The 20,598-nt window shown below is 71.3% G+C and carries 21 protein-coding genes; 9 read left to right on the top strand and 12 right to left on the bottom strand.

Going from position 1 to position 20,598, the window contains the following annotated elements; translation table 11 throughout:
* Positions 1–46: 46 nt before the first annotated feature.
* The 9 genes from DEIMA_RS13485 to plsY form a co-directional block, all read right to left on the bottom strand.
* Positions 47–931, bottom strand: coding sequence for an alpha/beta fold hydrolase (locus DEIMA_RS13485; protein ID WP_013557822.1), 885 nt, complete (start codon positions 929–931; stop codon positions 47–49).
* A gap of 197 nt (positions 932–1,128) precedes the next feature.
* Complete coding sequence (argC, locus tag DEIMA_RS13480) at positions 1,129–2,055, bottom strand: N-acetyl-gamma-glutamyl-phosphate reductase (protein ID WP_013557821.1); 927 nt, start codon at positions 2,053–2,055, stop codon at positions 1,129–1,131.
* Between the two features lie 377 nt (positions 2,056–2,432).
* On the bottom strand, positions 2,433–2,720 hold the full coding sequence (locus DEIMA_RS13475) for a PAAR domain-containing protein (protein ID WP_013557820.1): 288 nt from the start codon (positions 2,718–2,720) through the stop codon (positions 2,433–2,435).
* Between the two features lie 48 nt (positions 2,721–2,768).
* On the bottom strand, positions 2,769–3,764 hold the full coding sequence (gene argF / locus DEIMA_RS13470; RefSeq protein ID WP_013557819.1) for an ornithine carbamoyltransferase: 996 nt from the start codon (positions 3,762–3,764) through the stop codon (positions 2,769–2,771).
* A 171-nt stretch (positions 3,765–3,935) separates the two neighbouring features.
* Complete coding sequence (locus DEIMA_RS13465; RefSeq protein WP_013557818.1) at positions 3,936–5,645, bottom strand: M14 family metallopeptidase; 1,710 nt, start codon at positions 5,643–5,645, stop codon at positions 3,936–3,938.
* Positions 5,646–6,048: 403 nt separating this feature from the next.
* Positions 6,049–6,831 (bottom strand): metallophosphoesterase, encoded by a 783-nt coding sequence (locus tag DEIMA_RS13460; protein WP_013557817.1) that lies wholly within the window; start codon positions 6,829–6,831, stop codon positions 6,049–6,051.
* The gene (locus tag DEIMA_RS13455; protein ID WP_013557816.1) at positions 6,831–8,345 is read right to left on the bottom strand and encodes an aminoacyl--tRNA ligase-related protein; all 1,515 of its coding nucleotides are present in this window, start codon (positions 8,343–8,345) and stop codon (positions 6,831–6,833) included. Before DEIMA_RS13455 ends, DEIMA_RS13460 begins: the two co-directional genes overlap by 1 nt.
* A gap of 370 nt (positions 8,346–8,715) precedes the next feature.
* A complete protein-coding gene (locus tag DEIMA_RS13450; protein ID WP_013557815.1) occupies positions 8,716–9,723 on the bottom strand; it encodes an aspartate-semialdehyde dehydrogenase in 1,008 nt (335 codons plus the stop codon).
* Between the two features lie 156 nt (positions 9,724–9,879).
* Positions 9,880–10,500 carry a glycerol-3-phosphate 1-O-acyltransferase PlsY gene (gene plsY, locus DEIMA_RS13445; protein WP_013557814.1) on the bottom strand — a complete coding sequence of 207 codons (621 nt, stop codon included), beginning with the start codon at positions 10,498–10,500 and terminating at the stop codon, positions 9,880–9,882.
* A 130-nt stretch (positions 10,501–10,630) separates the two neighbouring features.
* Here plsY and DEIMA_RS13440 point away from each other — a divergent pair, with 130 nt between their 5' ends.
* Positions 10,631–11,215 carry a hypothetical protein gene (locus DEIMA_RS13440; RefSeq protein WP_013557813.1) on the top strand — a complete coding sequence of 195 codons (585 nt, stop codon included), beginning with the start codon at positions 10,631–10,633 and terminating at the stop codon, positions 11,213–11,215.
* 32 nt (positions 11,216–11,247) lie between these two features.
* Positions 11,248–11,550, top strand: coding sequence for a eukaryotic translation initiation factor eIF-2-beta/eIF-5 family protein (locus tag DEIMA_RS13435; RefSeq protein ID WP_043816773.1), 303 nt, complete (start codon positions 11,248–11,250; stop codon positions 11,548–11,550).
* Here the strand turns inward: DEIMA_RS13435 and DEIMA_RS13430 are convergent.
* Genes DEIMA_RS13430 through DEIMA_RS13420 form a run of 3 tightly spaced genes read right to left on the bottom strand, consistent with a single transcriptional unit; the run spans position 11,537 to position 13,730 of the window.
* Positions 11,537–12,070, bottom strand: coding sequence for a mismatch-specific DNA-glycosylase (locus DEIMA_RS13430; RefSeq protein WP_013557812.1), 534 nt, complete (start codon positions 12,068–12,070; stop codon positions 11,537–11,539). The two genes, DEIMA_RS13435 and DEIMA_RS13430, sit on opposite strands and share 14 nt — an antisense overlap.
* Positions 12,067–13,083, bottom strand: a complete 1,017-nt coding sequence (locus DEIMA_RS13425; RefSeq protein ID WP_013557811.1) for a threonine aldolase family protein — start codon at positions 13,081–13,083, stop codon at positions 12,067–12,069. Before DEIMA_RS13425 ends, DEIMA_RS13430 begins: the two co-directional genes overlap by 4 nt.
* On the bottom strand, positions 13,080–13,730 hold the full coding sequence (locus DEIMA_RS13420; RefSeq protein ID WP_342622107.1) for a peptidylprolyl isomerase: 651 nt from the start codon (positions 13,728–13,730) through the stop codon (positions 13,080–13,082). Before DEIMA_RS13420 ends, DEIMA_RS13425 begins: the two co-directional genes overlap by 4 nt.
* Positions 13,731–13,821: 91 nt before the next feature.
* Here DEIMA_RS13420 and DEIMA_RS13415 point away from each other — a divergent pair, with 91 nt between their 5' ends.
* The 7 genes from DEIMA_RS13415 to DEIMA_RS18315 all read left to right on the top strand — a co-directional run bounded on the left by DEIMA_RS13415 (position 13,822) and on the right by DEIMA_RS18315 (position 20,519).
* A complete protein-coding gene (locus DEIMA_RS13415; RefSeq protein WP_013557809.1) occupies positions 13,822–15,885 on the top strand; it encodes a prolyl oligopeptidase family serine peptidase in 2,064 nt (687 codons plus the stop codon).
* A gap of 57 nt (positions 15,886–15,942) precedes the next feature.
* Complete coding sequence (locus DEIMA_RS13410) at positions 15,943–16,677, top strand: phosphodiester glycosidase family protein (RefSeq protein WP_013557808.1); 735 nt, start codon at positions 15,943–15,945, stop codon at positions 16,675–16,677.
* Positions 16,678–16,735: 58 nt separating this feature from the next.
* Complete coding sequence (locus DEIMA_RS13405; protein ID WP_169311944.1) at positions 16,736–17,557, top strand: AraC family transcriptional regulator; 822 nt, start codon at positions 16,736–16,738, stop codon at positions 17,555–17,557.
* Positions 17,558–17,637: 80 nt separating this feature from the next.
* Positions 17,638–19,095 (top strand): M48 family metallopeptidase, encoded by a 1,458-nt coding sequence (locus tag DEIMA_RS13400; protein WP_043816769.1) that lies wholly within the window; start codon positions 17,638–17,640, stop codon positions 19,093–19,095.
* A gap of 128 nt (positions 19,096–19,223) precedes the next feature.
* Entirely contained in the window at positions 19,224–19,715 is a 492-nt protein-coding gene (locus DEIMA_RS18970; RefSeq protein WP_076736888.1) for an ATP-binding cassette domain-containing protein, read from the top strand.
* Entirely contained in the window at positions 19,633–19,854 is a 222-nt protein-coding gene (locus DEIMA_RS18425) for a hypothetical protein (RefSeq protein WP_052303318.1), read from the top strand. The genes DEIMA_RS18970 and DEIMA_RS18425 overlap by 83 nt, the downstream gene beginning before the upstream one ends.
* Before the next feature lie 494 nt (positions 19,855–20,348).
* Positions 20,349–20,519, top strand: coding sequence for a hypothetical protein (locus DEIMA_RS18315; RefSeq protein WP_169311943.1), 171 nt, complete (start codon positions 20,349–20,351; stop codon positions 20,517–20,519).
* Positions 20,520–20,598 lie beyond the last annotated feature (79 nt).

Here is a 20,598-nt window from a genome sequence, read left to right as displayed (position 1 = left end):
GGCAGGCCCCCACCCTCGGGTGGGGGCCTGCGCGCCTCACTTCGGTTCAGCGGATGGTCTTCGCCCAGTTGATGATGGCGGCGTTCGTGGCGCTCGCCTTCTCGAAGTTCGCGGCGTGCGCCGCGCCGGGAATCAGCACGAGGCGGCTGCCCGCGATGTTCTGCTGCATCTTCATGCTGAACTCCGGCGGGTACACGGTGTCCTCCACGCCCTCAATGATCAGCGTCGGCACCGCGATGGTCCTGAGCGTGGGGAGGCTGTCGGGGCGCGTGGCGAGCACGTTCGCGCCCGCCACGTCCGCCGCCACGGACGCGCCCTTCACGATGGTGGTCAGGAACGCGGCGTCCGCCGGGCGGTTCATGCGCGTCGCGCCGGTCAGCATGTCCTTCAGCAGTTCCGGCGCGAGCGACTGCGAGCCGTACATGCTGGCCTTCTGCGCCATGCCCTTCCAGAGGTGCTGCTCCACGACGCTCGCCGGGTTGGCGATGGTGTCCATCAGGATCAGGCCCATGAAGCGCTCGGGCGCGCGGCGGTACATCTCGAACGCGATGGGCCCGCCCATGCTCATGCCGCCGATAATGGCCTTCTGGACGTTGAGCTGGTCCATCACGGCCAGGGCGTCCTGCGCGTACGTCGCGAGGCTGCCGGGGTCGCTGGCGGGCGCGGTGCTCTGCCCGTACCCGCGGTGATCGATGGTGATCACGCGGTACCCGGCGTTCGCGAGGGCGTCGCGGTTACGGGCGAACAGTTCCCCGCTCAGCGGGTAGCCGTGCAGCAGGAGCATGGGCGTGCCACTCCCGACGCTGACGTAGTGGATCTGCGCGCCGTTCACGTCGAGCAGGCCCTGTTGGGGCGAGGCGCCCGCGCTGCCCGCGAGGGCGGGCGTGGTCAGGAGGGCGGCAGTGAGCATCAGGGGTTTCAGGGGACGCATAGGGAGCTCCTTCTGTGCAGACGGAACCCGCCGGACGCGGTCATGGCCGGCAGGTGTCGCAACTGCCGTCACGCTACGGTGCGGGCAGCGCGCACCCACACCGTGACCCATCACGCCCCTTTACTCAACGTCGAACGAACCTTGAGAAGCCCACTCAGGCTCACATTCAACTGTGCCATCCCCCACGCATGCCCGCATCAGGCGAGCCCGAGCATCAACTCCAGATTCTGCACCGCCGCGCCCGACGCGCCCTTCCCCAGGTTGTCGAGCCGCGCCACCAGCAGCGCCTGCCCCAGCCGCGCATTCTCGAACACGAACACCTCCAGGTCGTTCGTGTCGTTCAGCGCCTCCGGATCCAGGATGGGCGGTTCCCCCTCCGCGAACGGCATGACCCGCACATACGCCTGCCCCGCGTAATGCGCGCTCAGCGCCCCATGCAGGTCCGCGCCCGTCGCGCCCCCCAGCCGCCGCAGATGCAGCGGCACCTGCACCAGCATGCCCTGCCGCCACCCGCCCACGTGCGGCGTGAACAGCGGCGCCTCCGCAAGGTTCGCGTACGCCTGCATTTCCGGCAGGTGCTTGTGCTGCAGCCCCAGCGCATAACTCCGGAACGGCCCCGCCATGGGGTGCTCGGCGCCCAGCTCGTGCGCGTCCACAAGTGCCCGCCCGCCCCCGGAGTACCCGCTGAACCCCTGCACGCTCACTGGGTGGTCCGCTGGCAGCAGCCCCGCGTCCGTCAGGGGCCGCAGCAGCGCGATCGCGCCCGTGCTGTAGCAGCCGGGGTTGCTCACGCGCGGCGCGGCGCGCACCGCGTCCGCCTGCCCGGGCGTCAGCTCCGGAAAGCCGAACACCCAGCCGTCCGCCACGCGGTGCGCCGTGCTGGCATCCAGCACCTTCGTGCGCGGGTTCTCGATCACCGCCACGGCCTCGCGGGCCACGTCGTCATGCAGGCACAGGATCGCCAGGTCCGCGGCGTTCAGGAGCTCGCGCCGCGCGTCCGGGTCCTTGCGCCGCGCCGGGTCGATACGCAGCAGGTTCAGGTCCGTGCGGCCCTCCAGGCGCGCGCGGATCTGCAGGCCGGTCGTGCCGGCCTCGCCATCAATAAAAACGTTGGGTATGGTCATGGTTCCTCGTGAAGGGGTCGCCCGATGCCCGGGGGTGCGGTGGTTGCTGCGGGGGTGTGCGCTGAAGAGCGCGTGACTGTCCGTAGGGGCCAGCGGCTCAAGCCTCTGGAAGCTGGTTGGGAGGCAGGCGCCTGTTCGGGGCTCAGGGCGCGGCGTAATGCGCTGCGCAGCCTGCACCAGAAGGGGAGGCCGCGGAAAAAGGGGCGTGCTCGTCCGGCTGAGGCACCAGAGACATTGCCGGTTCCAGATTGCCGGGACACGCACGACTTCCCAACCTGAGCGGGGCGGCAAGGCGGACGCGCTCGGGCCACAGCCGGGCGCACGGGTTGCGGTCCAGGGCGCGCGCCGCTGCTGGTCGTGCGCCGCGCTGCGCGGAGTTAACCGCCGATCATCACGGTGGCGGCCCCGATGGTGATGGTGCCGCCGTGCGCCGTCATGTCGCCCATGCGCGCGGCCGGCTGACCGTTGATGCGCACCGTGGCGCTCCCGCGCATGATCGTGTCCGGCGGGCCGGAGCACACGCACATGTCCCCCACGCGCGCGGCGGGGCGGCGTTCGATCATGACGGTAGGACTTCCGGCGTTGATGGGCCCGCCGACGTGCGGGACGTTCCCGGTGACCATCGGGCAGGTGTGCATATCCCCCTGGCGTGCGGCGCTCGGCATGTCCGCAGTGTACGCCGAGCGCCGCGCGGGTGCGCGCAGGGTTGCGCTTCACCAGCGGGGCTGCGTGCCGCCGAGGATGTGGTAGAGCAGCGCTTTTTGCGCGTGCAGGCGGTTTTCGGCCTGGTTGAACACGCAGCTCTTGGGGTGGTCGGTGGCTTCCTCGACGACCTCCTCGCCGTAGTGCGCGGGCAGGCAGTGCAGGAAGATGCCGTTCGGCGCGATGCGGTCCAGCATGGCGGCGTTCACCTGGTAGCCGCGGAAGGCGCGGCGGCGGTGCTCTGCTTCGGCTTCCTGCCCCATGCTGATCCACACGTCGGTGTAGAGCACGTCGGCGCCGTCGACGGCGGCGAGGTCGTTCGTGAGGGTGATGCGCGCGCCCTGCTTCACGGCGTCCATGAGGACGGCGCCGTTCGGTTCGTACCCGACGGGCGTGACGATGGTGACGTCCGCGCCGGTCAGGACGCCCATGTGGATGTGGCTGTTGGCGAGGTTGTTGCCGTCGCCGATGTACACGATGCGTTTGCCGCGCACCTCGCCGAGGTGCTCCTCGATGGTCTGGTAGTCGGCGAGGAGCTGCACGGGGTGGAGCATGTCGCTCAGGCCGTTGATGACGGGAATGCGGGCGTGCTGCGCGAGTTCCTGCAGGGTCTGCTGGAGGTATACGCGGCCCATGACGCCGTCCACCCAGCGTTCGAGGTTGCGGGCGACGTCGCTGATGCGTTCGCGGGTGCCGAGGCCGATTTCCTGGTTGGTGAGGGTGATGGCGTGCCCGCCGAGCTGGTACATGCCGACGTCGAAGGTGGTGCGGGTGCGCAGGGAGGCCTTCTCGAAGATCAGCGCGAGCGTGAGGCCCGCGAGGGGTTTCACCTGGCGCCACTGGCCGCGTTTCATGCTGTGGGCGGTGTCGAGAACGGCGCGCAGTTCCTGCGGGGTCATGTCGAGGTTGCTCAGGAAGTCGCGTCCGGCCATGGCGGGGGCGGGGAGGGTGGCGTCCGTGAGGAGGGCAGGGGTGGCGGGGGCTTTGGCCTTCTTGGCGCGCGTCATAGGGAGGAATTATACATAGATTTGCATGATTTTGCGAAGGGTATACAGGAGGTAGCTCGTGTCGCCCCGGCATCAACGCGCACACCCGTCGTTCCCCAATGGGAAACTATCCACTACAGCACAAGCGCGCGGGGCGACGGCCACCCGTCGCCCCGCCCACGCGCTGCTCGGTTACTGCACGTTCACGAACACGGCACTCACCACGCCGTTATACCCGGAGGTGTTGCGGCCCTGAATAAAGACCGTGTGCCGACCCTTGCTGAGCCCCGCCGTGCTGACCTGCGCCGTCACGCCCTCCACGCCGCTGTTGAACGACCCGTCCGCCGCCGTCATGGCGCGCGCCGTCCCGCCCGCCCACGGCGGCGTGTCGATGAAGTACGACGCGCCCGACACCGTCCGCGTCGGCTCCGCACCGTTGCTGTTGTTGTACTGCGTGTTGTTCAGCGTCGCCGTCAGCGTGAACGACGAACCTGCCGTCACGTTCGCCGGGGCCGTCGCCTTGAGCGGCTCCGGGCCCGCCCCCAGCTGGTACGGCGCGCGCGCCGCCTTCAGCGCGAACATCAGCGCCGGCATGTTCTTCGGGATTACGTCGTTCACGAACGACGTGCACGACTCGAAGAACGCGTTGCCCAGCTCGATGGTGTACGCCGCGACGCCCAGCTCCCCGTACGCGTAATCGTCGGTGGTGCCGCTCGTGGGGTACAGGCCGACCGCCTGCTCAGGCGTGTAGCCGTTGTAGTACGCGAACTTGCGCCCGAGCGTCTGCAGCGCCGTGGCGTTGGGCGGCAGGGTGCTCGTGTCCCCCCACGGCCACAGCACCAGCTGGCTGTAGCTGTGGATGTCCATGTAGATGCCGCTGGTCGTGCTGGGCGCCGCGTCGGAGCGGTTCGGGCCCTTCTGGTCCGGGAACACCGCCTTGAGGTAGTTCTGCACGGCCTGCACTTCGGGTTCGCTGGCGGCGCTCGGGCCGCGGTACGTTTCGTCGCACGCGGTCGTGCCGGCCCCCGGGCCGCCCCACCCGAACGCGAAGTTGCGGTTCAGGTCCACGCCCTGCTTGGTGCTGCTGGTGGGGCACGCCGTGGTGTTCACGTTCTTGCGCCACAGGGTGCCCGCCTCGGCCTTCTTGCGGCCGTCCGGGTTCGTCTGCAGGATCAGGTGCACCTCCTGGTGGTCGAGCATCCAGGTGATGTCCGGGTCTTTGCCGTAGCCCTGCACGAGTTTCTCCGCGAAACGCGTCATGAGTTCGGCGGTGGTGTACTCGCGCGCGTGGATGGCGCTGGTGACGACCATTTTCGGTTTCGTGCCGGTGATGTTCTTGTTGGTGAGCTTCAGGACGTACATGTCGTACCCGCCCTGCCCGCGCGTTTTGAGCCATGAGGACCCGATGGCCGTCCACGACGCGAGGTTCGGGTAGTCGACGGTCATCTGGCGTGCCGCTGCGTACGTCTCCTCGACGGTGCGGTAGCAAGGGTACTGGCTGCTGATCGCCTGCATGTTCATCCCGAGTGCGGCGCGGGTCTGCTCGGCGGTGCGCGCCTCGTCGATGCGGACGGTGAAGCCGCGTTCCTGACCGGTCTGCCGCAGCCGCTCGAAGTCCGCGAGGCTGACGTCCAGCAGCAGGTATTTCGCCTGCCGGTCGAACGCGAGCGACTCGAAGCTCTTGAGGATGTCGATGGCGTCGCGTTCGCGGGTGTAGTCGATGCGCGTGATGACCATGGGCGCGTGCTTGAAGGTGTTGCACTCGCTGGCGGTGGCGACGCCACTCGCCGTGGTCTGGTCAGTGCCGCTCTGCTGCTCGGGCACGCGGGCGGTGGGTGTGCCCTGTCCGCAGGCCGCGAGGACCAGTGAGAGGCTTAACAGGATGGCTTTTTTCTGGTGCATATCTCCCCCCCGGGAACCCACCCGGTGTGTCACGTCGCGCACTGCGGCGTGACCGGTCCGCCCGGCGCTCGCGCGCCAGGGTGGGCGATGAACTGGAACCAGGGCGCGGCAACACGCGGCGGCGCGTGAGACACGCGCAGCTTCAGGTTCTTGGACGGACGCCCCAGCTTACGAGACGAAAGCTGAGCGTTCCATGAGGAGCCCTGATGATGAAGGACGCTCCGCAGTGGACAGACCAGGAAAAGCCGCCCAGGAAACCAAACACACGGTCTAGACAGGTGGTGCGCATGAAGACCACACCACAGGCGAGCGCACCCCGGCAGCCCAGCCGAACAGGGGCAACCACGGCTCCAGCCTATGGCTGAAGCTGTGGCCACGCGCGCTCAAAGGGCAGGCCACCGCCTCAGGGCCGCCCGTACCGCACGCCGGAACGCGCCGCCACGCTGGCCGTCAACCCCTCCGGGAAGCGCAGCGCCGACAGGGCCCCGCCGAACGCGCACCCGGTATCCAGGTTCACCGTCCGACCCCGCCACTGCGGCGTCCGCACCGGCGTGTGCCCGTACGCCACCAACGCCGACCCCCGGTACGCCGCCACCCAGTCATCCCGCAGGCGCCGCCCGAACGCGTCCCGTTCCGGCAGGCTCAGGCCGTACACGTTCGACCGCGACCGCGCCTCCTCCCCTAACGTGTCGCGGTCCCCCGCGTGCGCCACCAGCAATCGACCGCCCGCCAGCCTCAGGCGCGGCGGCAACCCACCCAGGAACGCGCGCACCTGCGCCCGAAACGCTGGGGTCTCCCGCGCCAGCTGATCCAGCGCCGCCGCGCGCCCACGCGTGCTCGGCAGCGTCTCGCCGTCCAGCGCGCGCCGCAGCTGATCGTCATGGTTGCCGAGTACGCACGACGCCACGCCGTCCTGCACGGCGCCCATCACCAGCCGCAGCACGCCGGGCGTGTTCACGCCCCGGTCCACCAGGTCCCCAGCGAACACCAGATGTCGCCCGCGCGGCGCGCGCACCCGCAGCGCCTCGTCCACGCGGTAACCGAGCTGGTTCAGGAGCGCGAGCAGTTCCGGCAGGCACCCGTGTACGTCCCCGATCACGTCGTACGCCTCGGCGGTGGCGGGGGCCGCCAGGAGGGCCGGGGCGGGCCAACGGTCCTCCCCTGACCCCCGCAGCACGGCGCTCATCACAGCGAGCGTTGCACGGCCCCCACCACCGCGTCCACGTGGAAAACCTCACAGCTCCTTGAGCGTCGTGTGAACAACTCCACGTTTCCTGCCGCTAGGTCGCGCCCCACCGTCACCCGCAGCGGCACGCCGATCATCTCCGCATCTCGCAACTTCACGCCAGCCCGCTCCGCACGGTCATCCAGCAGTGCGTCCACGCCCGCCGCCACCAACGCCCCGTACACCCGCTCGCCCGCCTCGCGCTGCGCCGCGTCCGCACTGTTCGTGACCGTCACCACCACCCCGAACGGCGCGATAACGGCCGGCCAGTTCAGGCCCCACCCGTCGCACGTCACCTCCGCCACCGCCTGCGCCAGCCGCGACACGCCGATCCCATAACACCCCATCAACGGCGCCCGCGACGACCCGTCCGCGCCCACGAAGCGCGCCCCCAGCGCCTCCGTGTACCGCGCGCCCAGCTGAAACGCGTGCCCCACCTCGATACCGCGCGCCGCCACCCACCGCTGCTGCGGCGCGTGCGCTGTCCGCTCGCCCGCCCGCGCGACCCGCACGTCCGCCACCGCGCCAACCCCCACGCCCGGGCAGGCCCCGTCCGTCACCTCGAACTGCACCGCCGCGATCCCCTCGCGGGCGTCCACCACGGCCTGCCCGCTCAGGCCCGCCACCACGCGCGCGAGCTTCACGCCGTTCACCGCGTGGTCCGCCCGCACGCGCACGCGCACGCCCACCACGGCCCCATCCGCGAACGTGACCGTCCACGCGTCCACCCGCGCGCCCACACCCGGCGCCGCATCCGGCAGGCTCACCGCGCGCTCCACGTTCACCGCCACGCCGTCCGGCGCGGTGAGCACCGTGTCCTCCCCGATGTCCGACAGCACCATGAATTCCCGGCTGACCGCCCCCCCGATGCTGCCCGAGTCGGCCTCCACCGCTCGCCACGGCACGCCCAGCGCGCCCAGCAGCCGCGCGTACGCGCCGCTCATCGCCTCGAACGTCCCCGCCAGGCTCACCTCGTCCGCGTGCACGCTGTACGCGTCCTTCATCGTGAACTCCCGCGCGCGCAGCAGCCCCCCGCGCGGACGCAACTCATCGCGGAACTTCCGGCCCACCTGATACACCACCTTCGGCAGGTCCGCTTCACGCCGCAGGCCGCGCGCCAGGAAGGCCACCGCCTCCTCATGCGTCGGCGCGAGCGTCAGGGCCCGGCCCGCACGGTCCGCGAGCGAGAACATCAGCCCCTCGGCGCGGTACGCGTCCCAGCGGCCACTCGCCGCCCACAACGCGGCCGGCTGCAACATCGGCAGCCGCACCTCCTGCGCGCCCACCGCCCGCATCTCCGCGTGCACGAGCGCTTCCAGGCGCGCCTCCACGCGGCTCATCAGCGGCAGGCTCGCGTACAGCCCCGCGCCCACCCGCTCCACGAACCCGGCGCGCACCAACCACTGATGGCTGGCCACGTCCGCCTCACTCGGCATCGCCCGCGACGTGAACGCCCACAACGCACTCCAACGCATATCCACCCCCGGCGGCCGACCCGTACGGCCTCCGCGTGACACCATGAACCCCGCCCGACTGCGCGCACGCAGCTCAGGCACAACGACGAACGGCCGCGTGAACGCACGCCGCACGGAGCCAACGCAGGTTGTTACACCCCGAAGGGCAGCGGGGCCGCCGCGGGCAGGCGCAGCACGAGGGGGCGCGCGAGGAGGAAGGTCTGCCCGGTCATGCCGCGCAGCGTACCACGCCCCTGCCCGCGCGGGCATACGCGCAGCGGCGTACCCCGTGGCCCACCCGGACGAGCGAAGAACCCGGTGCGAGGCAAACCCGCACAGCCATGAGGCAGGGGGACGGGCACGCGTGCCCGTCCCCCTGCCTCATGGCCGGTTACTGCGGCAGCGCGCCGTGCTGCTGCAGGTATTCGGCGATCTGCACCGCGTTCAGGGCTGCGCCCTTGAGCAGCTGGTCGCCCGCGACGAACAGTTCCAGCCCGCCCGGGAACACGAGGCTCTCGCGGATGCGGCCGACTTCCACGGCGTACTTCCCGCTCGCGGTGAGCGGCATGGGGTAGAGCTTGTCGCCAGGGTTGTCGCGGACTTCCACGCCGGGCGCGCCGCGCAGTAGGTCGCGGGCCTCGTCGGGCGTGGCCGGGCGCTCCAGTTCCAGCGTGATCGCCTCGCTGTGCGTCCGCAGCGTCGGGATGCGCACCGCGGTGCAGCTCACCACGAGGTCCGGCTCGCCGAAGATCTTGCGGGTCTCCCACACGACCTTCATTTCCTCTTTGGTGTACCCGTTCGCCTGGAACGCGTCGATGTGCGGAATCACGTTGAACGGAATCGGGTGCGCAAACACCTGCGCGGTCGCCTCGGCGCCGTCCAGCACGGCGCGCGTACCTTCGAGCAGTTCATCCATGCCTTTGGCGCCGGCGCCGCTCGTCGCCTGGTACGTGCTGACGATCATGCGGCGCACGCCGTACTGCCGGTGCAGCGGGTACACGGCGACGGCCGCGATGGCGGTCGTGCAGTTCGGGTTGGCGATGATGCCCTGGTGCTGGAGGGCCGCCTCGCCGTTCACTTCGGGTACGACCAGCGGGACGTGGTCGTCGTAACGGAAGGCGCTGCTGTTGTCGATGACGACGGCGCCGCCCGCCACCCACGCGGGCGCGAGCGCCTTGCTGATGCTCGCCCCGGCGGACGCGAGGATCACGTCGGCAGGAATGGCGCCTTCGGGCGTGACCTGCACCGTGAGGTCCTGCCCGCGGAACGGCAGGGTGGTGCCGGCGCTGCGGGGGCTGGCGTACAGCTGCAGCTCGGTGAACTGCAGGGGGCTGCGTTCGAGGACGCTGAGGAGTTCGTGGCCGACCGCGCCGGTCGCGCCGACAATCGCTACGCGCATGTGTAACCTCCAAAAAAAAGTCCCGCGCTCTACAGTGCGGGCGCGGGTCCAGCGTCGGCTGGCCCGCTCAGGACGTGGTCGTGAAGACGAGCGTCATACCCCCACCTTACCCGCGGTGCCGTGGGGGGTCAACGGGCCTGTCTTACGGACGTTGGCTTAATGGAGGACCTTCTCGGCGGGCGGAGACGCGACGCGCTGCCCGAGCCGGCTTTCGGTGCCGGCGTGCAGCCGCGAGACGTTCTGGCGGTGCTGCCAGATCAGCAGGAGCGCGAGGAACGTGACGATGCCGCGCAGCCACAGCGGGAACGGCAGGATCCACGCGAGCACGATGGCGCTGGCCGCGCCGACCATGCTGCCGGCGGAGACGTAGCGGGTGAGCCACATGGTGAAGATCGCGATGACGAACGCGCCCAGGCCGACGACCGGGACGATCACGGCGAGCGTGCCGAAGCTGGTGGCGACGCCCTTGCCGCCGCGGAAGCGCAGGAACACGCTGTAGTTGTGCCCGATGACGGCGGCGACGCCGCACAGCGCGGCGGTGAGGGCGCTGAGGCCGAGCGCGTGGGCGAGGTACACGGCGAGGGCGCCCTTGAAGATGTCGAACGCGGCGACGAGCAGGCCGGGGCCCCACCCGAGGGCGCGCAGGACGTTGGTGGCGCCGGGGTTGCCGCTGCCGACCTTCTGGATGTCGATGCCGCGCGTGCGGGCGACGAGGGCGCCGACAGGCAGCGAGCCGAGCAGGTAGGCGAGCAGTACGGCGAGGGCGGTGAGCGTCACGGCTTCAGTCTACCCGTTTCAGACCCTAACGCCCGTTAGGCAGACGCGCACTGAACCATGTCAAATGAGTGTTGCCTGAGGAGACAGGGCCGTTTAAGGTGAATTGCTTCATGCTTCCTGGAGGGAACCCATGCACACACGACGCACCCTGCTCACCACCCTCGCCCTCAGCGGCCTCGCCCACGCCGACCTCAACCCCAACAACACCCCCGACACCCCCTTCGAAGCCACCGCCTACTCCAACGGCTGCGGCGGCGACACCGGCATCGGCGCCATCAGCAGCCTCGTCAACTACTTCGCCGACACCCAGAGCTACGTCGACTCCTGGACGAACGCCCTCGCCCCCACGCGCGGCGTGAACTTCCGCCCCGCCTGCGACCTCCACGACGCCGGGTACGCCGGCGGCATCGTCTACGACCGCATCAACGGCGGCGTCATCGACTTCCGCAGCTGGAGCCGCCTGCAGGTCGACGAGAAATTCCGCAACGACCTCCAGACCCTGTGCCGCCAGCAGGTCCCCACCCCCAGCTACAAGTGGTACCAGCCGGGCACGCAGGGCGTCGCCCGCGAGAAATGCCTGAACCGCGGCTTCGGCCTGACCTCCTGGGGCGCCCTGAGCTACTTCGACATCGTCCGCAGCGTCGGCGCGCCCTTCTTCGACGCCGACCCGTTCACGCCCGGCACCCAGAGCAGCGGCCCACGCGCCAACAACTGACCCTCCCGGCCCGGGGGCGCTAGCCTGAACGCATGCCCGACCAGCCCCCCGGCGAGGCCCCCACCACCGGCGTGGTCCGCCGCTCACAGGAGCAGCGCGCGCAGGCGCACCCCGCCGCCACGCCGCTCCGCTGCCGCCACTGCGACAGCCCGGACGTCGAGATCACCCCCGGAAAGTACGCCTACGCCCTGCACTGCCGCGCCTGCCACGGCAGCGCCCCGCTCAAGGTCCGCTGCCCCGCCTGCGGCGCGGACGCGAAACTCGAACGGGACGGCGCGCGCTTCCTGGCGCACTGCCGCGCCGGGCACCGTCAGCTGTACTTCACGAACCCCTGAGCGCCCGGTACCGCTCCCCGAGCGCCACCCACGGCCCGATCTGGAAGTGATTGTGCCCCAGCGGACTGGGGGAAGGCAGCACCCACGGCTCCGCCCCCTCGAACGACCCTGCCTGCAGGCCGTATGGAATGCGTCCTGTGGGCACGCCCGTCGCCTCGCTCGCCGCGCGCTTGCTGGTGAACGCCACCAGCCGCGGCGCGTACGTCCGGATCTTCTCCTGAAGCTCCGTGGGTGCCCACGCCTCGTCCGGCAGGGCCGCGTCCACACCCGAATGCCGCTTCGCGACGTCCGTGAGGCCCACCCCCAGCGCCAGCAGCTCCGGGTACTCACGCGGCTGGAACTGCCGCGGCGTGATGCCCGCCTGGAACAGCGACGCCCAGAACTTGTTGCTGGGATTCGCGTAGTACGCGCGCGCCCGGGCGCTGATCTGGCTGGGCGCCGTCCCCACCAGCACCAGCGTCAGGCCCGGCGCGAGCACGTCCGGCACCAGGTACCCCTCGGGCGTACGCTCCGCACTCACGCGACCGGCACCTGCTTCGTCAGCACCTCAATCGCGCGCGCGAGGTGCTCATCCGTAATCTGGTGGTGCAGCACGAACCGCACGCTCGTCGGCCCGAGCGCGCTCGCCCGCACGCCCTGCTGCTCCCACGCGCCCACCTGCAGCTGCGCTTCAGGCATGTTCACGTAAATGATGTTCGTCTGCACCGCCGCGAGGTTCACGTCGTACCCGGCGTCCAGCAGCGCCACCGCCAGTTCGCGCGTGCGGCGGTGGTCCTCCGCGAGCCGCGCCGGCCCTTCACGCAGCGCGATCAGGCCCGCCGCCGCGAGAATCCCCGCCTGGCGCATGCCGCCGCCCAGCATCTTGCGGTAACGGTGCGCGCGGCGAATGAAGTCGCGCGTGCCCAGCAGCACGCTCCCCACCGGCGCGCCCAGCCCCTTGCTGAGGCACACGCTCACCGAATGGAACGGCCGCACGACCTCCGCGATGTCCACGTTCAGCGCCGCCGCCGCGTTGAACACGCGCGCGCCGTCCAGGTGCAGCGGCAGCCCCTCCGCGTCCGCAACGCCGCGAATGGCGTGCATCACGTTCAGCGGAATGACCGTCCCGCCCGCCTTGTTGTGCGTGTTCTCCAGGCTGATCAGGCCCGACGGGGACTGGTGCACGCTGTGCCGCACCGCGAGGCGCACGTCGTCCGGGTCCGGCACGCCGAGCGGCGCCGGCACGAAGCGCGGCACCACGCCGCTGAACGCCGCCATCATCCCGAGTTCCCACTCGTAGATGTGGCTGCCCTCCGCGCAGATGACCTCCTCGCCGCGCCCGGTGTGCACCGCGATTGCCACCTGGTTCGTCATGCTGCCGCTCGGCATGAACAGCGCCGCCTCGAACCCCAGGGTGCGCGCCGCTTCCGCCTGCAGCTCGTTGACGGTCGGGTCCTCGCCGTACACGTCGTCGCCGACGACCGCCTCGCTCATGGCGCGCCGCATCTCCGGCGTGGGCGTCGTGACCGTATCGCTGCGCAGGTCGACGATCACTTGTCCGCCTCCTCAACCAGGATGGTCACGCCGCTCAGCGTGTCCGGCACGGCGTCCTGAATGGCCGTCTCACCGCCCTGCCCGCTCGTGGCGGTACGCGTGAGCTTCTGAAGGACGTCCATGCCCTCCACGACGCGGCCGAACACCGTGTACTGGTCGTTCAGGAACGTCGCGGGCGCCAGCGTGATGAAGAACTGGCTGCCCTGCGAGAAGTAGCTCTGCGAACGCGCCATGCCCAGCACGCCCGCCGCGTCGAACCGCAGCGCCGGGTCGAGCTCCACGAAGAACCCGTACCCCGGGCCGCCCTGACCCCACGCGGTCTTCTTCGCGGCGTCCGCGCTGTTCGGGTCGCCGCCCTGCGCCATGAACCCGTCGATCACGCGGTGGAAGCGCGTGCCGTCGTAGAAGTGGTTCAGCGCGAGGAACACGAAGTTGTTCACGGCCTTCGGCGCGGCCTGCGGCGTGAACTGCAGGGTGACGTTCCCGCGCGTGGTGTTCAGAACCGCGCGGTAGTTACGGGCCGGGTCGATCACCCACGCGGGCGCCTTGAACGTGCGCACGGGCGTGTCCGACAGCGGCTTGACGGGCACCCAGGCGGCGTGGGCGCCGTCGGCGGCCAGAAGGGCCAGCATCAGCAGTTTGTTCACGCCCACAGCCTACCGCCCCCGCGCGCCCCGAACGGGCCCTGCGGCACCATGCGCGCCCTGGCCGCGCGCGCCCGACTGTTATGCTGCGCGCGTGAACAACCAGGAACTGACGGGCGCGGCCCCCGCCGCGCGCCGCACCGAACACGTCGACGAGTACCACGGAGAGCGCGTCCCGGACCCGTACCGCTGGCTGGAGGACGCCGAGAACGCAGAAATCAGCGCGTGGGTGGACGCGCAGAACGCGCACACCGAAGCGTTCCTGTCGGCCAGCCCCGACCGCGAGGCGTTCCGCGAGCGGCTCGCGGACCTGTGGGACTTCCCGAAGCCCGGCACGCCCTGGCGGCGCGGCGCGCGGTACTTCCGCACGCACAACGACGGGCTGCGCAACCAGCCGGAACTGCAGGTCGCGGACGCGCCCCGCGGGCCGTGGCGCACTGTGCTGGACGCCAATACCCTCAGCGACGACGGCACCGTCGCGCTCATGCAGGTGCACGTGCACCACGACGGCGCGCGCCTCGCGTACGCCACGCAGCAGGGCGGCAGCGACTGGCTCACCTGGCGCGTCCGCGACGTCGACACCGGCGAGGACCTCCCGGACGTCGTGCAGTGGAGCAAGTTCAGCGGCGCCGCGTGGCTGCCAGACGGCAGCGGCTTCCTGTACAGCGCTTACGACGCGCCCGCGAGCGGCGAGGCGTACGTGAGCGTGAACCTCCACCAGAAGCTGTACCTGCACCGCCTCGGCACGCCCCAGGCGGACGACGAACTGCTCCTCGCGCGGCCCGACCAGCCCGAATGGGGCTTTGAGGCGCGCATCATGCGCGACACCGGGCGCCTGATCGTGTCCGTCTGGAAGGGAACGCTGCGCCAGAACCTGCTGTGGTGGCGGGACCTCGGCGCGGACGGCGCGTTCCACGAACTCGTCGGGGACTTCCACGCGAGCTACGACGTCGTCGGCATGGACGGCTCCACGCTGTACGTCCTCACTGACGAGGACGCCCCCACCGGGCGGCTGATCGCCTGGGACCTCAGCACCGGCGAGCGGCGCGACGTGATCGCCGCCAGCGCCGACACCCTCCACACCGTCGCCGTCGCCCGCGACGCGCTCGTCACCGTGAGCCTGCGCGACGCGCGCGACCGCCTCGTCATCCACGACCGCCGCGGCACGCCCCTGCGCGAAGTGCACCTCCCGGACCTCGCGTCCGTGCTGGAGGTCAACGCCACCGCCGACGACCCGGACGTGTTCCTGACCCTCACCAGCTTCATCTCGCCGCCCACCCCGCACCACCTGCGCGTCCCAGACGGCGCCCTGGAAGGCCTCGCGGACATCCCGCTCGCGTTCGACCCGGCCGCGTTCGAGGTGCGGCAGGACTTCGCGCGCAGCCGCGACGGCACCCGCGTCCCGTACTTCACGGTGCGCCGCCGCGACCTCACGCCCGGCACGCCGCACCCCACGCTCCTGTACGGCTACGGCGGCTTCAACCACAGCCTGCTCCCCAGCTTCTCCCTGCAGACCGTCGCGTGGGTGGAACGCGGCGGCGTGTACGTGAGCGCGAACCTGCGCGGCGGCAGCGAGTACGGCCGCGCGTGGCATCAGGCGGGCACCCGCGAACGCAAACAGAACGTCTTCAACGACTTCATCGCCGTCGCCGAGGACCTGATCGAGCGCGGCGTCACCACCCCCGCGCGCCTCGCCATCAACGGCGGCAGCAACGGCGGCCTGCTGGTCGGCGCGTGCCTCACGCAACGCCCGGACCTGTTCGGCGCGGCCATCCCCATGGTGGGCGTCCTCGACATGCTCCGCTACCACCAGTTCACCATCGGGTGGGCGTGGGCGTCCGACTACGGCACCAGCGACGACCCCGACGGCTACCGGACGCTGCGGCGCTACAGTCCCCTGCACAACGTCCAGCCGGGCACCGCGTACCCGCCGACACTCATCACAACCGGCGACCACGACGACCGCGTCGTTCCCGCGCACTCGTACAAGTTCGCGGCGGCCCTCCAGCACGCGCAGGCGGGCCACGCGCCCATCCTGCTGCGCGTCGGCCGGCAGGCCGGGCACGGGGCCGGGAAACCCACGCACCTGAAAATCGAGGAGCAGGCGGACATCCTCGCGTTCCTCGCCGCCACCGTCGGGCAGAACCACACGCCCTGAACGCCCACGCGGGGCGGCCCTCACGCTTCATGCCGCCCCGCACGCCATCATGCGCGCGTGAAGCGCGCCGCCCTCCCCGCCCTGCTGCTCCTCAGCGCCTGCGCCCCCCGCGCCGACGCCCTCACCTTCACGAGCCTCACCTACCGCGGCACGCCGTACACCGTCGTCGGCGTGGACCCCCGCCGCGACCGGCTGCAACTGCACTGGCGCGGCCCGAACGGCGAGGTGTACGGCACCTTCGGCGCCGTACGTGACGCCCTGAAGGCCCGCGGGGAACGGCTGCTGTTCGCCACGAACAGCGGCATCTACGCGCCCGGCCTGCGCCCCCTGGGGCTGCACGTCGAGAACGGCCGGACGCTCGTGCCCATCAACAACGCCCGGTCCGGCGGGAATTTCGCGCTCCTCCCGAACGGCGTGTTTTGGCTCAAGGGCGCCCGCGCGGGCGTAACCGAAACGGGCGCGTTCAAACGTGCGAACCTGCAACCGACGTACGCCACGCAGTCCGGGCCGCTGCTCGTGCAGGGCGGACGCCTGCACCCCGAATTCAACGCGCGCAGCACCAGCTTCAAGGTGCGCAGCGGCGTCGGCGTGTGCACGGACGGCACCGTGAAGTTCGTCATCAGCGACGCGCCCGTGAACTTCTACGCGTTCGCGGTGTTCTTCCGTGACCGCCTGCGCTGCCCGGACGCGCTGTACCTCGACGGCAGCATCAGCGCCATGGACGCCCCGAAACTCAACCGCAACGACCAGCTCGTGGCGTTCGCGGGCATCTGGACCGTCACCGCCCGCTGAGCGCGCGGCAGGGGCGAGGTGGGCGGATTGGCGGATGCGCCCGGCGGGCGCCCCCGTCATGCTGAACGGGATGCCGTACCGCGAGACGCCGCCCCACCCCGCCCTGCGCGGGCTCGTCCGCACGTACTGGTCGGTCGAGGAGCAGCACACGCCCCACACGCAGGACCACCACTTCATGCCGGAACGCACGGTGCGCCTCACGTTCTACAGCGGCGACGCGCACGTCGGCACGCCCGGCGCGGACGACCTGACGCGCCTCCCGCCCACGTACGTGCTGGGCCTGCACCGCACGCCGCTGCGCGTGGTGTCCGTGGGCTTCATGCGCGCGCTGGGCGTGGAGCTCTACCCGTGGGGCGCGCAGCAGCTGCTCGGCTGGACCGACGGCGACGACCCCACCCTCGCTCCCGCGCGCGACCCCACCCTCACGCGCCTCGGCGCGCAGGTCCGCGCGCTCCTCACGCTCGGCGCGTGGGAGGACGCGCGCGGGCACGTCGAAACGTGGCTGCTCGCGCGCGCCCGCACGAACGCCCGCGCGCCCGGCATCGGCGTGCAGGCCGCCACGCACCTGTACGCCTCGCTCGGCGCCGCGCGCATCACTGACCTGGCGGACACGGCGAACGTCAGCGTCCGCCACCTGGAACGGCAGTTCCGCGCGGAAGTCGGCGTGACGCCCAAGGTCCTCGCGCGGCTCATCCGCTTCGAGGAGGCGCACAACCGCCTGTGGCAGCAGCCGGACGTGCCGCTCGCCGCGCTCGCCGTGGACCTGGGGTTCGCGGACCAGGCGCACTTCACGCGGGAGTTCCGGGCGTTCGCGCACGCCACCCCTGCGCGGCTCGCGCAGCACCTCCGTCACCTGTCCACCTTTCACGTGCACATGTGAGCGCCCGACGCGCCGCTGCCCTGCAGCGCGTCCGCAGATCTGCGCACGACGCATGAGGAAACGCCCTACCCTGCATGAAGATGAACTCGTCCCCCCGACCGGCCGCCCTGCGCCTCCGCATTGCCCTCGCGCTGCTGCTGATGGTGCTCTTCTACCTGCTCGCCCTCGGCATTGCCGCCGCGCTGCTGTCCATCCCGTACTGGGAATGGACGACCCTGCACCGCGTCGACCTGAAGCTCGCCCTGTTCGGCCTGCTCGGCGGCGGCGTCGTCCTCTACAGCATCATTCCGCGCCGCGAAACCTTCCAGGCGCCCGGCCCGCAGGTCACGCCCGCCACGCAACCGCAACTGTTCCGGGAGCTGCGCCGCGTCGCCAGCGCCACCGGGCAGCGCATGCCCGACGAGGTGTACCTCCTGCCCGACGTGAACGCCTGGGTCGCCGACTACGGCCGCCGCCGCATCCTCGCCATCGGCCTGCCGCTCATGCACCTCCTCACGGTCTCGCAGTTCCGCGCAGTCCTCGCGCACGAATTCGGGCACTACAGCGGCGGCGACACCCGCCTCGGCGCGTGGATCTACCGCGTGCGCAAAAGCATGGCCCGCACCGTGCACGAACTCAACGAATTCGGGCACATCCTCCGCCACCCGTTCCGCTGGTACACCCTCGGGTTCCTGAAACTCACGTACGCCATCAGCCGCGCGCAGGAATTCGAAGCGGACCGCGTCGCCGCGCGCGTCACCAGCCCACAGGCCCTCATGGACGGCCTGCAGCGCGTCCACAGCGGCGGACCCGCCTTCGCGCACTACTGGCAGACCGAAACGGTGCCGGTGCTGCGCAGCGGCTACCGCGCGCCGCTCGGCCTGGGCTTCATGCACTACCTGCAGACGCCGGACGTGGCGCAGTGGCTCGAAACGCACCAGGAGCGCGCCCAGGCCGCCAGCAGCGACCCGTTCGACACGCACCCGACCCTCACCGAGCGCCTGCGCGCCGCCGCTCGCCTCCCGAAACGCAGCGCGCCCGACACCGACCCGCCCGCTGACACGCTCCTGCAGGACACCGAAAGCGCCGAGCACGCGCTCCTGCAGTTCCTGATGGAGCACCGGCAGGAACTGCAACCCGTCGAATGGGCGGACATCGGCACGCAGGTGTGGGCGCCGCAGTGGCGTGAGCGGCGCGAGCACCTCCGTGAGCACCTGCGCGGCCTCACCGCCCGCGACCTGCCGGAGCTCGCCCGCAACCCCCACACCTGGACGGCCCGCCGCCAACGCCTCGCGGAGCGTGGCATGGACGACAACCAAACGCAGGCGAGCGCCTGGGCGGCCATCGGCGCTGCCCTCGCGGACGCGGGCGTGCGCGCCGGCTTCCACGTGCACGCCCTGCCCGGCGAGGCGATCACCCTGGAACGCGGCACCGACCGATTCGAGCCGTTCCAGCTGACCGGCGGGCTCGCGCACGGGCACGTGACCCCCGAAGCGTTCGTGGACGCCCTGAACCGCGTGGGCCTCGCGGACGTCGACCTCGGCGACACCGGCGCGTAAGCAGCCGACCGCAGGAACCGGGGTGCCGTTCGGCACCCCGGTTCCTGCGGTTCAGGCTCCAGCGGTCTGCCTGCTCAGGTGGAGGCAAAGTTGCGGTCCGCCCCACCTGAGCAGGCAGACCGCACTCCATGGGCGCGCTCCTCCAGGCTCAACACCTGCACGTCACCCTCGACGGATACGCGGTCCTCGACGACCTCAGCTTTAGCGTGCAGCGCGGCGACCTCGTACACCTGCGCGGGCCGAACGGCGCTGGCAAAAGCACGCTGCTGCGCGCCCTCGCCGGCCTGACCGAACGTGCCGGCGACATCACCCTCGACCGGCACGCCCCGCACACCCTCGCCGCCCGCGCGCGCTTCGCATACGTCCCCGACGACGCCCCCCTGTACGACGACCTGACCGTCCAGGAACACGTCCGGTTCACTGCCCTCGCGTACGGCGTCCCCGAAGGCCCCCTGCTGGACGCGCTCGCGCGGTTCGGCCTGCACGACCACCTTCTGCCGCTGCCCGGCGGCCCTGTCCCGCGGGCAGCGGCAGAAGGTGGCGCTGGCACTCACCGTCGGCCTCGCCCGGCCGGTCACGCTGCTCGACGAACCCTTCAACGCTCTCGACGCCGCCCGTGACGCCCTGCGCGCCGCCCTCGCCACGCTGATCGCCGAGGGCCGCGCCGCGCTGCTCACCACGCACACGGACGACCTGACCGGCCTGCCCGTGCGCGCCCTCGACCTGCAGGACGGCCGAGTGCGTGAGGCCGCCCGGTGAACGCCGCGCGGTTCGTGCGGACCATGACCCTCCGGCGTGCGCGAGCGCGTGGTAGCGCTGGGCCCGCGAAACCGGCCTGGTCAGCGCGGGCCTGAGCCTGGCTGTGGCCGCGCTGATCGGGCTGGTGAGCGCCGTGCAGCTCACACCTGCGCTGCCCTGGCCGGCGACCCTCCCCACGCTGGTCGGCGTCGTGATCGGTACACCCTGGCTCGCCACGACCCCCGCCTCGCCCTGGCCGCCCCTGCACCTCGACGAGCGCGACGCCGCGCACCTGCTGACCGCACCCGTGGACGCCCGCGCTGCTGTGGCCGCGCCTGCGGGCCGCCGCGCCCGCCACGCTGCTCGCCCTGACTGGCGCGGTCGCCCTCGCGGCGCTGTTTCCGGCCCTCGCCGGGACCATCCTGGCCCTGCCCGCCCTGGCCGCCACCCGACCGGCCCTGACCCTGCTCGCCGGACGTCCCGGCCAGGCCCGCCCGGGCCTGCTCGGGGCGCTCGTGTTCCTGATGGGCACGCTGGCCCTCCCGCCCGCCGTCGCCGCCAGCGCGGTCATGCTCATCGCGTGGGCGCTCCCCTTCCACCCCCACTGGGCGGACCCGCCATGGACGCTCGTGCCGCGCGCCCTCACGCTCGGCGCGCACCGCGCCGCCCAATGGGCCGCCCGGTAGACCGGGCGGCGGGCCCCACCGCGCCGCCGCCCTGGCCAACGTTCACGCCTTGCCTGGACGCCCCCTGCCCCGCCCGCAC

This window comes from Deinococcus maricopensis DSM 21211 (assembly GCF_000186385.1).
Classification (GTDB): domain Bacteria; phylum Deinococcota; class Deinococci; order Deinococcales; family Deinococcaceae; genus Deinococcus_B; species Deinococcus_B maricopensis.
Note: the sequence above shows the minus strand (reverse complement) of the source record. Positions and strands in the feature narration are given on the sequence as shown.